Annotated in this window: 15 protein-coding genes; 9 read left to right on the top strand and 6 right to left on the bottom strand. The window is 63.3% G+C overall.

The genetic code is table 11. The annotated features are described in order from the left end of the window. Nucleotides 1–560 (bottom strand): lytic murein transglycosylase (locus tag ACXJ7R_RS13980; protein ID WP_457152348.1); only part of this gene is annotated, 560 nt, incomplete at its 3' end. 147 nt (nucleotides 561–707) lie between these two features. Here ACXJ7R_RS13980 and ACXJ7R_RS13975 point away from each other — a divergent pair. The 8 genes from ACXJ7R_RS13975 (at nucleotide 708) to rpsP (ending at nucleotide 7952) form a co-directional block, all read left to right on the top strand. Continuing rightward, entirely contained in the window at nucleotides 708–1955 is a 1248-nt protein-coding gene (locus ACXJ7R_RS13975) for a flavin monoamine oxidase family protein (protein ID WP_457152347.1), read from the top strand. A gap of 85 nt (nucleotides 1956–2040) precedes the next feature. Next, nucleotides 2041–3138: a zinc-binding metallopeptidase family protein gene (locus ACXJ7R_RS13970; protein WP_457152346.1), complete on the top strand. Its 1098-nt coding sequence runs from the start codon at nucleotides 2041–2043 to the stop codon at nucleotides 3136–3138. Between the two features lie 64 nt (nucleotides 3139–3202). After that, complete coding sequence (locus ACXJ7R_RS13965; RefSeq protein ID WP_095083978.1) at nucleotides 3203–3799, top strand: DUF1236 domain-containing protein; 597 nt, start codon at nucleotides 3203–3205, stop codon at nucleotides 3797–3799. 182 nt (nucleotides 3800–3981) lie between these two features. After that, a complete protein-coding gene (locus tag ACXJ7R_RS13960) occupies nucleotides 3982–4932 on the top strand; it encodes a CPBP family intramembrane glutamic endopeptidase (RefSeq protein ID WP_457152345.1) in 951 nt (316 codons plus the stop codon). Nucleotides 4933–4994: 62 nt separating this feature from the next. After that, on the top strand, nucleotides 4995–5255 hold the full coding sequence (locus tag ACXJ7R_RS13955) for a hypothetical protein (protein WP_095083977.1): 261 nt from the start codon (nucleotides 4995–4997) through the stop codon (nucleotides 5253–5255). A 264-nt stretch (nucleotides 5256–5519) separates the two neighbouring features. Continuing rightward, nucleotides 5520–7121 carry a signal recognition particle protein gene (ffh, locus tag ACXJ7R_RS13950; protein ID WP_457152344.1) on the top strand — a complete coding sequence of 534 codons (1602 nt, stop codon included), beginning with the start codon at nucleotides 5520–5522 and terminating at the stop codon, nucleotides 7119–7121. A 7-nt stretch (nucleotides 7122–7128) separates the two neighbouring features. Beyond that, nucleotides 7129–7455, top strand: a complete 327-nt coding sequence (locus ACXJ7R_RS13945; RefSeq protein ID WP_457152343.1) for a chorismate mutase — start codon at nucleotides 7129–7131, stop codon at nucleotides 7453–7455. A 95-nt stretch (nucleotides 7456–7550) separates the two neighbouring features. After that, a complete protein-coding gene (gene rpsP / locus ACXJ7R_RS13940) occupies nucleotides 7551–7952 on the top strand; it encodes a 30S ribosomal protein S16 (RefSeq protein ID WP_457152342.1) in 402 nt (133 codons plus the stop codon). A 74-nt stretch (nucleotides 7953–8026) separates the two neighbouring features. Here rpsP and ACXJ7R_RS13935 read toward each other — a convergent pair whose 3' ends face one another. The 3 genes from ACXJ7R_RS13935 to ACXJ7R_RS13925 form a co-directional block, all read right to left on the bottom strand. Next, a complete protein-coding gene (locus ACXJ7R_RS13935; RefSeq protein ID WP_457152341.1) occupies nucleotides 8027–8554 on the bottom strand; it encodes an SRPBCC family protein in 528 nt (175 codons plus the stop codon). A 17-nt stretch (nucleotides 8555–8571) separates the two neighbouring features. Next, complete coding sequence (locus ACXJ7R_RS13930; RefSeq protein WP_457152340.1) at nucleotides 8572–8982, bottom strand: DoxX family protein; 411 nt, start codon at nucleotides 8980–8982, stop codon at nucleotides 8572–8574. Nucleotides 8983–9166: 184 nt separating this feature from the next. Next, complete coding sequence (locus ACXJ7R_RS13925; protein WP_457152339.1) at nucleotides 9167–10072, bottom strand: bestrophin family protein; 906 nt, start codon at nucleotides 10070–10072, stop codon at nucleotides 9167–9169. 178 nt (nucleotides 10073–10250) lie between these two features. Here ACXJ7R_RS13925 and ACXJ7R_RS13920 point away from each other — a divergent pair, with 178 nt between their 5' ends. After that, a complete protein-coding gene (locus ACXJ7R_RS13920) occupies nucleotides 10251–10658 on the top strand; it encodes an ACT domain-containing protein (RefSeq protein WP_457152338.1) in 408 nt (135 codons plus the stop codon). Nucleotide 10659: 1 nt separating this feature from the next. Here the strand turns inward: ACXJ7R_RS13920 and ACXJ7R_RS13915 are convergent, their stop codons facing one another. Next, a complete protein-coding gene (locus ACXJ7R_RS13915; protein WP_457152337.1) occupies nucleotides 10660–11115 on the bottom strand; it encodes an N-acetyltransferase family protein in 456 nt (151 codons plus the stop codon). Nucleotides 11116–11314: 199 nt separating this feature from the next. Beyond that, nucleotides 11315–12118, bottom strand: an 804-nt coding sequence (locus tag ACXJ7R_RS13910; RefSeq protein WP_457152336.1) for an aspartate-semialdehyde dehydrogenase, incomplete at its 5' end; no start/stop codon positions are given.

Here is a 12118-nt window from a genome sequence, read left to right as displayed (position 1 = left end):
TGCGCAGCGCCGACCGACGAGGAGGTCAACGCACCGCGATCAACCAGCTTCAAGGCCGCAATGGCATGTGGGTAAAAGAATTCCGGGCGGCGGCAATCATAGGCCAGCGTCAAAATTGCAGAGACCGTATTCTGGTTGCCCATCGCCGAACCGAAGCCAGTCTCCATTCCCCAGATGGCGAGCAGCACGCCTGGCGACACGCCATAGTTGCTTTCGATTTTGTCGAACAGCGCCGCGTTCGACTTCTTCAGCGCACGGCCTTTGGAAATGATCGCAGCGCCGCCACGGCGCTTCATGAAATCTTCCACTGAGCCGCTGAAAGCCTTGTGAATGCCGCGGTCGACGGAGATGGTCTTTGTTGCGTAGGTCGCGCCGGCCAGAGCGGCCAGACCCTTGGGACCCACACCTTCGGCCCTGGCCTCCGCGGCGAACTCCGGCTTCCAGGCTTCGAAGSCGGCGCCAGTCTTGCCACAGCTGGCCGCCGCCTGCGCGCCCGTCGCCAGCGCAAGCACCGCCACCACCGCGGTCACAAAAATCCTACCCTTGGCAAGTAATGCCATGCTTTTCTCTCCTGATTGCCTGAATCACGTCCCGCTTGCGAATTTGCCAGCGAAACCCGCACTTGTCACTGTCTCTGCTGCAGTGCTGGCGAATGCCGGGGAATTTGCCTACGATCAAGTGAATATTGTGGCGGGGGCGAAATAGCCATGGAAGACGTTGATGTCGTGATCATCGGCGCCGGCTCGGCGGGTCTGGCCGCGGCCAGGACCTTGCAGGCAGCCGGCCTCTCCTTCAAGCTGCTCGAAGCGATGGGCCGCATCGGCGGCCGCGCATGGACCAGCGACCAGCATTTCGGCATCCCCTTCGACATCGGCTGCGCCTGGCTGCACGCCGCTGACCGCAACCCCTATTTTCCAGAAGCCCAGGCGGCCGGCTGGACGCTGCATCACCACGACATGAATGTCGACCATCTCTATTATCGCAAGCGCAAGGCAAGCGAGGCCGAGGAAGCCGAGATGAAGGCGGCCGACGCGCGGCTGTTCGAATTGCTGGCCAAGCATGAGGTGAAGCAGGGCGCCGACGATAGGCTTTCGGCGCTGCTCGCCAAGGGCCACGCGCCGCGCGCCGCCGCAACCTTCGCCGGACCGATGGATTTCGGCGCCGACGAGGACGAGATTTCGATCCTCGACTTTCAGGCAGCCGCCGATCTCGACCCCAACTATTTCAGCAAGGAAGGTTTTGGTGCGCTGGTCGCCCGTTTCGGCGCCGACCTGCCGGTCGAATTGTCGACGCCGGTACGCAGGATTCTCTGGGACGGACCTGATGTCGCCTGCGTCACCGATCGAGGCACCATCCGCGCCAAAGCGGTCATCGTCACGGCCTCGCCTTCGGTGCTCGCCTTTGAGGAGATCGAATTCACGCCGGCACTTCCCGACACGCATTTTGGCGCCTTCTTCGACCTGCCGATGGGCATGCTGACCAAATTGCCGGTCGAGATCCGGGGCACGAGGCTTGGCCTGCAGCCCTTCGACGACCTTTTGATCGAGCGCATGGCCCGGCACGACATCTATTTCCTGTGTTTCCCCTTCGACCTCGACCTGATGGTCGGTTTCGTCGGCGGCGACTTCGCATGGGAGATCTCGGCAGCGGGCGAGGCTGCGGGCATCGACTTCGTCGTCGACCGGCTGTGCGGCATTTTCGGCAGCGACACCCGCAAGCACGTGGCGCGCGCCATGATGACCAATTGGGRCGGCGAGCGCTTCGTTCGCGGCGCATACGCTGCCGCCCGACCCGGCCGGTCGCTGGCCCGTGCGACGCTGATGCAGCCGGTGGCAGAAAAAATCTTCTTCGCCGGCGAGCACCTCGCCGGTCCGCTCATCCAGACCTGCGGTGGGGCAAGGCTGTCGGGCGAAGCGGTGGCAAGACAGGTCGCCGCCCAGCTTGCGGCAAAATAGCCTCGATCGGAACACCGACCGGCGGTTCGCGTTGGGCACGGGCCGCCGTGCACCTATATGCTGGCTCTGAAGGTTTGACACCAACATGAAACTCTTCGACTGCCCGCATTGCGGCCACCGCCTCTATTTCGAGAACGCCCAGTGCCTGAACTGCTCGAGCTTCGTGCTCTACGATCCCGAGCATGCGCGTTTTGCGCTGTCGGGTGTCGACGGCATCTTCCAGTGCACCAATGCGGATGAATGCGCCTGCAACTGGATGGCCGAGCCGGGACAGGCTTTTTGCCGCGCCTGCGTGCTGAACCAGCTGATCCCGGATCTGTCGGTCGACGGCAATCGCCGCCGCTGGATCCGCGTCGAGGCGGCGAAGAAGCGTGCCATCTATTCGCTGCTCGCGGTCGGACTGCCGGTCGCGCCCAAGCAGAACCCTGCCGACGAGGTCGGCCTTGCCTTCGACTTGCTAGCCGATCCGATCGGCGGCGGTCCCGGCGGCGAGCGCATCCTGACCGGCCACGACAATGGCCTGATCACGCTCAACGTCGCCGAAGCCGACTCGGCCGAGCGCGAAAGGCGGCGCATCGAGATGGGCGAGATCTATCGCACCTTGCTTGGCCATTTCCGCCACGAACTCGGCCATTACTACTGGGATCGCCTGATCCGCGACGATCCCCAGAGGCTGGAGGCTTTTCGCGCGCTGTTCGGCGACGAACGCGCCGATTACGAACAGGCGCTGAAGACCTATTATGCGAGCGGCGCGCCACCCGACTGGCAGCAGAGCCACATCTCGGCCTATGCCACTTCGCATCCGTGGGAGGACTGGGCGGAAACCTGGGCCCACCACCTGCACATCACCGACACGCTGGAAATGGTCCATGCGCTGAACTTCCCGCTCGGCCGGCTTGAGACCGTGGAGGCCAACGACTTGCCGCAAGGCGACACCGGCGGTGGATTGCAGGCGGCGCCCTCGGAGCCTGCCGCAGCACCTGACCCTTTTGAAAAGATCCTCGCCCGCTGGCTGGTGCTGTCGGAAGCCTCCAATTCGATCAACCGCTGCATGGGCCTGCCCGACCTCTACCCCTTCGTCATTTCAGATGTCACGGCGCGGAAATTGGCCTTCGTTCACGAACTTCTGACTGATTTGCCAAGGGAAGCCGGAACAAATCGTGAGTTGGCGCAGGCGTTTTAGCTGGAACGCATGCGCCACTGCCCCGTTTTCGCTGGCGAGGGACCATGAAAACGGAGAGAAAACCATGAGATCCGTATTGTTTCCCGCAGTCGCTGGAATGCTGACGATCATGTCGGGCGCCGCGTTTGCCGACACCGCTGTATCCGCCGTCACCGATCTTAACGTGCGCGCCGGCCCCGGTCCGCAATATCCGGTGATTGGCGTGCTCGCCGCCGGCCAGTCGGCGACACTCAATGGCTGCATCGAAAACAGCAAGTGGTGCACCATCGCCGAAGCCGGCGGTCAGGGCTGGGTCTATTCCGACTATGTGACGGCTGATTTCGGCGGCAGCCGGGTGGTGCTGACGCAGCGGCCGCACGGCTCCAGAGTCGCGATCGTCTCGCCGCCGGAGGGCTACTCGACCGACTACACCGGAGCGATCATCGCCAGCGATCCGCTCAACGATGCCTTTCCCCCGCCTCCGACCGAGGTCAGAACCTATGTCGGCGCGCATCGCCTCGACCCCGTCTATCTAGATGGCGAGGTGGTGACCGGCGCGACCTTGCCCGACACGGTCGAGCTGCGCGAAATTCCGGACTACAGCTATCGCTATGTCTATGTGAACGGCCAGCCGGCACTGGTCGATCCGTCGACACGGCGCATCATGTACGTGGTGCGTTGACGTTAACGGGGTGACCGCTGCGAAGTGCAGCGGCGGTCGCCTTATGGCGTGTCGCCACGTCGGATCGGTGCGTGCGAACCGTCGAAGTCCGCGAGGCAGATATGATTGCGCGCGAGACGGCGATCTCCTAGATCGTGCGACCTGAAGCACTTGCCCCCGAAGCACTTGCCCAAGGAATTCGCGTGATCGACCCTGCCGCCTTCGAACGCTACCGGCATTCGCCGAATGCCAGGACGACCTTGCCGCGCCTGTTCGTGGGAACGGCGATCGTCATCCTGTTCTGGGCCGCAACGACCGTGGCCGTGCTGTTCGGCGGCGCCTATCTGTTCTTCACCTGGCAGGCATCTGCGGCTCCGTCAGCCGATGGAGCGATGCAGGACTTCCTCGCCTCGCCGATCGGCATTCTCACCGCGCTCACCTCTTTTGCCGGCATCTGGATCGGCCTGTGGATCGCCATGCGCTGGGTTCATGGCGAGAAGCTGTCGGCGCTCTTCAGCGTCAGCCGTCGTGTTTCGCGTTCGGGCTTCCTCAAGGGGCTGATCGCGGTGCTGATCACCTCGTTTCTGTCCGAAATCCTGCTTTATCTGCTGCAGCCCGAGATTGCGCGCGGCCCGATCAGCCTGTCGTCCTGGCTGCTGTTCATGATCCCGATCGTCGCGCTCACCTTGCTGCAGACATCTTCGGAAGAGGTGCTGTTTCGCGGCTATCTGCTGCGCGGTCTCGCAAGCCGGTTCAAGAGCCCGTTCATCTGGGGGTTGCTGCCGGCCCTGCTGTTCACCTCGCTGCATTGGAGCAATAACTCGTCGGCCGCCATCAACGCCTGCGTGCTGGCTTCGGTCGCCGCTTTCGCGCTGCTTTTGACGCTTGTGGTCTATGCGACCGGCAATCTCGGGGCTGCGTTCGGCGCCCATCTCGGCAACAATCTGAGCGGATTCCTGCTGATCTCACACCAGCAGAGTTACAATTCCTTCGCCTTGTTCAGCGCCAAGCCGCTCGAAGGGCCGGGCTGGATGGTGTCGGATGCAATTCTCATTGCCCTGATCGGCATCGCCTGCAGCATGCTGACGGTTGCGTTGCTGCTGCATCCACGCTCGCCGCTGAGGGTAGCCGCCGAGCTCCCGAAGGCGAGCTGATAGRCGCCGTTGCACCAAAGCCCGGAACGCGCGAGCCCTTGCAAAAAAGGAAGCTACTTCAATTGATTGATCCTCGGCCCGTCACCAGCGAAACTATCCTGAGGATTTTGCACCTTGTTCTCATCGAAATTCGCGCGACCGATAAGCTGGAAAAGGCCCGTATGCTTGCGGACGCGTTTCATAATGCGCCGGGCATGATTGCATCCGGCCACGACCCGAAAGATATCTGGGCAAGCGTCTTGTCCACTGCGCGAAGGCTGGAGATGGAGCCCTATGTCAATTCGCTGCTGAGCCATGTCCAATCGCGTCACATTTTGCACTGAGACCCCTACCGGCACGGCCCTTGTCTTGACTCTGCCACCGATTTCCTGTCTACACCCCACGAATTCCGCGACGAGTATCCCTCCGAGCAAGCCGACCAGGACGCCGAAGCCTCTTTGAGGTGAAGCGCTGTAAATCGATCCTGGAGGCCAACACCCGGCAGCGCTGAGCGCCCCCGGGTGCTTTTTGGTTTTGGCTTTTGCTTGGCGACCTGGCGCGAACGCATTACCTCTCGGGTCGAATGAACCGGGATCAAAGGACGCAAGATGTTTGAATCGCTTCAGGAGCGCCTTGGCTCCATCCTGAACGGCCTGACCGGCCGCGGCGCGCTGTCGGAGGCTGATGTCTCGGCCGCGCTGCGTGAAGTGCGCCGTGCGTTGCTCGAAGCCGACGTGGCGCTGGAAGTGGTGCGCTCCTTCACCGACAAGGTGCGCGAGAAGGCCGTCGGCGCCGCCGTGGTCAAGTCGATCAAGCCTGGCCAGATGGTCGTCAAGATCGTCCATGACGAGCTGGTCGAGATGCTCGGCGCCGAGGGCGTCGCCATCGACCTCAACGCGCCGGCCCCGGTCGTCATCATGATGGTCGGCCTGCAGGGCTCCGGCAAGACGACCACTTCGGCCAAGATCGCCAAGCGCCTTTCCGAGCGTCAGAACAAGAAGGTTCTGATGGCCTCGCTCGACACGCGCCGCCCGGCCGCGCAGGAGCAGCTGCGCCAGCTCGGCGAGCAGGTGAAGGTGGCGACGCTTCCGATCATCGATGGCCAGTCGCCGGTCGACATCGCGCGGCGTGCCGTCCAGGCGGCCAAGCTCGGCGGCCACGACATCGTCATTCTCGACACCGCCGGCCGCACCCATATTGACGAGCCGCTGATGGTCGAGATGGCCGACATCAAGAAGGTGTCGAGCCCGCACGAAATCCTGCTGGTCGCCGACTCGCTGACCGGCCAGGACGCCGTCAATCTGGCCAAGAGCTTCGACGAACGCGTCGGCATCACCGGCCTGGTGCTGACCCGCATGGACGGCGACGGCCGTGGCGGTGCTGCCCTTTCCATGCGCGCCGTCACCGGCAAGCCGATCAAGCTGATCGGCACCGGCGAAAAGATGGACGGGCTGGAGGAATTCCACCCCAAGCGCATCGCCGACCGCATTCTCGGCATGGGCGACATTGTTTCGCTTGTCGAAAAAGCAGCCGAGAACATCGACGCTGAGCAGGCGGCGGCGATGGCCAAGAAGATGCAGTCGGGCAAGTTCGACCTGAACGACCTCGCCGGCCAGCTTCAGCAGATGTCGAAGATGGGCGGCATGGGTGGCATCATGGGCATGATGCCCGGCATGGGCAAGATGAAGGACCAGATGGCCGCTGCCGGTCTCGACGACAAGATGTTCGGCCGCCAGCTCGCCATCATCTCGTCGATGACCAAGGCCGAGCGCGCCAACCCCGATATCCTCAAGCACTCGCGCAAGAAGCGCATCGCCGCCGGTTCCGGCACCGACGCCGCCGAGATCAACAAGCTCCTAAAAATGCATCGCGGCATGGCCGACATGATGAAGGCTATGGGCGGCAAGGGCAAAGGCGGCGGCCTGATGCGCGGCATGATGGGCGGCCTTGCCTCCAAGATGGGCCTCGGCGGCATGATGCCGGGCATGGGCGGCATGGGCGGCGGCATGCCCGACCTGTCGAAGATGGATCCCAAGCAGCTCGAAGCCTTGCAGAAGCAGGCACAGGCGGCCGGCCTCGGCGGCATGAAGGGCCTGCCCGGCGGTCTTCCCGGCGGCGGTGGCCTGCCTGGTCTGCCCGGCGGCATGAAGCTTCCGGGGCTTCCCGGCATGGGCGGTGGCGGCCTGCCCGGCCTTGGCAAGAAGAAGTGAGGACGCGATGAACGAAGAAAAGGACATGGCTGACGCACGCATCATCCTGGCCGACTATCGCGCCTCGATCGACAACATCGATGCCGCCCTCATCCACATGCTGGCCGAGCGCTTCCGCTGCACCAAGGCGGTAGGCATGCTGAAGGCGACGCATGGCTTGCCGCCGGCCGACCCGGCGCGCGAGCAGCAGCAGATCGCCCGCCTTCGCCAGCTAGCTAAGGATGCGCATCTCGACCCGGATTTCGCGGAGAAATTCCTCAACTTCGTCGTCCGCGAAGTGATCCGCCACCACGAACAGATCGCCGCTTCCAACGGTGTGACGAAAGCCGGCTGAGAAACCAGTGCATATCGCCCAAAACTGCGCAGCGGCTTTGGGATAACGAAAACCACAAACCAACTAACGAAATCAGAGTTTTTAGGAGAAAAGAAATGCCCTTGAAGATCCGACTGGCCCGTGCGGGCTCGAAGAAGCGTCCTTACTACCACGTTGTCGTTGCCGACGCCCGTTCCCCACGCGATGGCCRTTTCATCGAGTCGCTCGGCTCGTGGAACCCGCTGCTGCCCAAGGACGGCGAGCGCGTCAAGGTCGACGCCGACCGCGTCAAGCATTGGCTGTCGCATGGCGCCCAGCCGACCGACCGCGTGCTGCGCTTCCTCGACGAGGCCGGCCTTGCCAAGCGCGACGCCCGCTCCAACCCGAAGAAGGCCGAGCCGGGCAAGAAGGCGCAGGAACGGGCTGCTCTGCTGAAGAAGGCGCAGGAAGACGCTGCCGCCGCTGTCGCGGCCGCTGCAGCTGCGCCGGCCGAGGCGGAAGCCGCCACCGCCGAATAAGTATTGCCGTATCGCATTCACGAAAACGGCGGGCCTGTGCCCGCCGTTTTTGTTTGAACGCCGCCCGCCCAAGTCTATTTTTCGCCGAGGCGCTTCAGATTGGCGAGGCCGGCCTCGAAATCCTTGCCTATCAAAGTGTCGAAGTTCATGAACAGGCCCATCAGCTTTGCGATGAAGGGCCGACTGCCGCGCATCGCCCAGGTGACGGCGGTGTTGTCGCCCGAAGGCTTCAGAGTGAAGTCGACACTGTTGTTGGCCCTGAACGGCTTCTCGAAGTCGAGCTTGAGCGACACCAGCGAGGACGGCACCGAATTCGTGATCTCCATACGTCCCTTGCCGGCCTTGGCATTGCCTTCCCAGGCATAGGCCGCGCCCTTGCCGCTTGTCGGGCCGGAGAGCGTGCGCTTCATCTGAGGGTCGAGCTTTTCGTAAGGCGACCATGTCGGCCAGCGGCTGAAATCATTGATCAGCGGAAAGATCGCTTCCGGCGGGGCCTTGATGCTGGCCGTGCGGGTGGTGACGAAATCGTTTGGCCGTGTTGCCGCATAGATAAGCACGGCGGCGATGATGACGACCAGGATGATGAGGATGGTGCCGAACATTTCTCTCTCCTTCGTATCTATCGGCTGAACGGGATCAGTGCGCGCACCCGGGGGTCGCGCAGGTACAGGCCGCCCCACAGGATGACGCCGAGATAGACGCCGAACAGCGTGTGCGAGAACAGCGGGTTGTCGACACGCACATTGGTGGCGATGGCGCCGCCCATATAGGCGGTGAGCAGGATGGCGCCGAGCACCGAGGTGCGCGGCAGGGCGTAGAGCGCGGTCGAGATCAAACCGACGATGCCGAGCATGCGCGCGACATTGACGTCGGCCGGCCAGCCGAGCGGCACCATCGTCTGCGTGACGATGTCGAGCGGCGGCAGTTTGATGACGCCGTCGAAGACCATGAACAGCACGATGACGCCGCTGAGTGCGCGGCCGGTCCACAGGGCGCCCGCCGAGACGGGCGCGGTTTCGGAAATGCTCATAGTGTTTCCTCCAAGTTTCGAGCCCTATACACTGGGGTCAAGCCAAGGACGCGGTATGCGTCGGCGATCCGACACGGGTAGGATTCTTTTTGGCGCCGGTGGCAGCAAAGCCGTTCTGCTGCGATCCTTCGCCAGCGTTCGCGCTTCCACATCGCGGCGGCCGACAGAACCCTGTGTCGAGCACCTAAGAAAAATAGAACTTCTCGGCCGGCAGCATCTTCGGCGGCGTTTCGCCCAGCGCTTCGAATACCGAGATTTCGCAGACGCGGCAGAGACCGTCGAGGGCGAGGTCGTTGGCCTCGGTGCCGAACGGATCCTCGAGTTCTTCGGAAAGCGCGTCGAGGCCGAAGAAGGTGTAGGCGATCAGCGCCGTGAACAGCGGCGTTGCCCAGCCGGTGGTCGCGATCAGCCCGATGGGCAGAAGCATACAGACGATGTAGGCCGTGCGATGCACCAAAAGCGTATAGGCGAAGGGCAAGGGCGTGCCGGCGATGCGCTCGCAGCCCGCCTGGATGGCGGTGATCGATGCCAGCCTTTCATCGAGGATGCGGAACCCGATCGGATCGAGCTGAACAGCCCGACGCTGCGCGTTGGCGCGCCGGCCCATGCGCCTGACCATCTCGTCCGCCGGGTTGGCGAAGTTCGCGGCCGTGTCGGCCTCGGTAGCAATGAAGGCGCGGGCGTCCTTCATGCTGTCGATCTTGCGCAACTGGCCGCGCAGGAAATGACAGAAGGCGAGCGCCTCCATCAGCAGCGCGCGCTGTTCGGCCGGATCGGCGATGAGACTGGTGGTGGCGCGCGCCAGATTGCGGATTTCGAAGACCAGCGTGCCCCACAATTTGCGCGCCTCCCACCAGCGGTCGTAGGCGGCGTTGTTGCGAAACGACAGATAGATCGACAACGTCACGCCAACCAACCCGAAAGGCGTGATGTTGAAGACGCTGAAATCGAGATGGAACTGGCGCGCCACGGCGAGGATGACCGCGGAATAAAGCGCGAAACCCAGGATCTGCGGCAGGATGCGTGGCACCACCGAGCCGCGCATGACGAAGAACAACTGCAGGAAGGTGGGGCGCGGGCGAACGATCATCGAAAGACCTTTTCACGGACCGGCATCGGCCCTGAGCTTCGCTATTGTGCGAGGCAACAGGCGGGCAAGCTCAGCCGTCAGCGACATCGCCATGTCGTGCGTGCAGTGTGCGGACTATCGGTATGCTTCGGCGGCAGATATTGAAGAGCCTGCGCCCTGCATCAGTCGAGAGGAAAAAATGGCCGGCGAGACCGATCTGAAGACACTGCTGGCATCGATGACGCCGGAACTGCTGGCCGGCACCTATGTCTTCGCCACGCTGGCGCCCGGCATTGCCCAGCCGGAAGGCCTCGCACCGATGATGATCTTTCGCGAGCGCGAGGGCGTGACGCTGATCGTGACCGAGGATGCGGCCAGCACTACGGGGCTGACCGCTTCATTCCGCTGCCGGATGGTGACGCTGAACATCCATTCGTCGCTGGAAGCCGTCGGCTTCCTCGCCGCCATCACCACGCGGCTGGCCGCCGCCGGCATTGGCGTCAACCCGGTCTCGGCTTTCTACCACGACCATCTGTTCGTCCCCGCCGACCGGGCGGAGGAGGCCCTGGGGCTGCTGCGCCAGCTGGCCAAGGACAGCGCCGGCTGAATCAACGCCTGCGGACAAAGAGGATGTCAGGCAGGCATTCCTCGTTGTTGGTGCCGTCGCCAAAACCCTCGGCAATGAAGCCATGGCGCTCATAGAAGCGCCGGGCGCCGGTATTGGCTTGGAAGCAATGCAGCCTGACGACCGGCAAAGCAGCAGTCGTGTCGATCAGCAACCGGCTGCCGATGCCTTGTCCCGTCCAAGCCGGATCGAGATAGAGCTGCTCCACCCATTCGCCGCTGACGGCAATGAAGCCGACAATGGCTTTGCCGGCCTCGGCGACCGTCAACTGCTGCCGTGGCAGCACGATATCGCGGATGAAGCCAAGGTCCTCGTCCGGCGTATGGATGACCGGCATCCAGTCGAACGACCCAAGCGCCGCCCGCATAATCTTCGCGATGGCTGCGTCCGAACCGATGGCCGGACGCAGGATGATATCTAAGGGCTGAGTGTTAGTCATGAAGGGAACGCCAACGTCTCACTCCGCTGGAACACCCCTCATCCGTCTCGGCGCTACGCGCCGATCCACCTTCTCCCACAAGGGGAGAAGGAAGAAACGCCCCGGCCCAAGGCCGAGGCCTTGACCGCGGGCCGCCGGCTTTCCGGCGCCCTCGCGGAGGGCCCGCCGCAGCTGCGGCGATACGGCCCGTAGGCGAAAACTATGCCGCCTTCTTCTTCGGCTGGATCAGGCCGCGCTCGACCAGCAGCTCGGCGATCTGCACCGCGTTGAGCGCCGCGCCCTTGCGCAGATTGTCCGCGACGATCCACATCGACAGGCCGTTGTCGATGGTCGAATCCTCGCGGATGCGCGAGATGAAGGTGGCGTCCTCGCCGGCCGATTCCAGCGGCGTGATGTAGCCGCCGTCCTCGCGCTTGTCCAAGACCTGGCAGCCAGGCGCCTCGCGCAGGATATCGCGCGCCTCGTCGGCCGTGATCGGCTTTTCGAACTCGATGTTGACCGCTTCCGAGTGGCCGATGAACACCGGCACGCGCACGCAGGTCGCCGTCAGCTTGATCTTGGGGTCGAGCATCTTCTTGGTCTCGGCCACCATCTTCCATTCTTCCTTGGTGAAGCCGTYGTCSAGGAAGWCGTCGATRTGCGGGATSACGTTGAAGGCGATGCGCTTGGTGAACTTCTTGACGTCGACCTGGTCGGCGACGAACACGGCGCGGGTCTGCGTGAACAGCTCGTCCATGCCTTCCTTGCCGGCGCCCGACACCGACTGGTAGGTGGCGACGACGACGCGCTTGATGGTGGCGACATCGTGCAGCGGCTTCAGCGCCACCACCAGCTGCGCCGTCGAGCAGTTCGGGTTGGCGATGATGTTCTTGCGCGTGAACAGCGAGATCGCGTCCGGGTTCACTTCCGGCACGATCAGCGGCACATCCTGGTCATAGCGGAAGGCCGACGAATTATCGATGACGACGCAGCCCTGCTTGCCGATCTTCGGCGACCATTCCTT

The organism is Mesorhizobium sp. P5_C1, from assembly GCF_054049815.1.
Note: the sequence above shows the minus strand (reverse complement) of the source record. Positions and strands in the feature narration are given on the sequence as shown.

What these genes read in the sequence shown, in the direction of transcription:
- ACXJ7R_RS13965 (WP_095083978.1), top strand. Translation starts at nt 3,203, where the DNA reads ATGAGATCCGTATTGTTTCCCGCAGTCGCTGGAATGCTGACGATCATG.
- ACXJ7R_RS13925 (WP_457152339.1), bottom strand. Translation starts at nt 10,072, where the DNA reads ATGATCGTTCGCCCGCGCCCCACCTTCCTGCAGTTGTTCTTCGTCATG.
- ACXJ7R_RS13945 (WP_457152343.1), top strand. Translation starts at nt 7,129, where the DNA reads ATGAACGAAGAAAAGGACATGGCTGACGCACGCATCATCCTGGCCGAC.
- ACXJ7R_RS13935 (WP_457152341.1), bottom strand. Translation starts at nt 8,554, where the DNA reads ATGTTCGGCACCATCCTCATCATCCTGGTCGTCATCATCGCCGCCGTG.
- ACXJ7R_RS13915 (WP_457152337.1), bottom strand. Translation starts at nt 11,115, where the DNA reads ATGACTAACACTCAGCCCTTAGATATCATCCTGCGTCCGGCCATCGGT.
- ffh (WP_457152344.1), top strand. Translation starts at nt 5,520, where the DNA reads ATGTTTGAATCGCTTCAGGAGCGCCTTGGCTCCATCCTGAACGGCCTG.
- ACXJ7R_RS13970 (WP_457152346.1), top strand. Translation starts at nt 2,041, where the DNA reads ATGAAACTCTTCGACTGCCCGCATTGCGGCCACCGCCTCTATTTCGAG.
- ACXJ7R_RS13930 (WP_457152340.1), bottom strand. Translation starts at nt 8,982, where the DNA reads ATGAGCATTTCCGAAACCGCGCCCGTCTCGGCGGGCGCCCTGTGGACC.
- ACXJ7R_RS13920 (WP_457152338.1), top strand. Translation starts at nt 10,251, where the DNA reads ATGGCCGGCGAGACCGATCTGAAGACACTGCTGGCATCGATGACGCCG.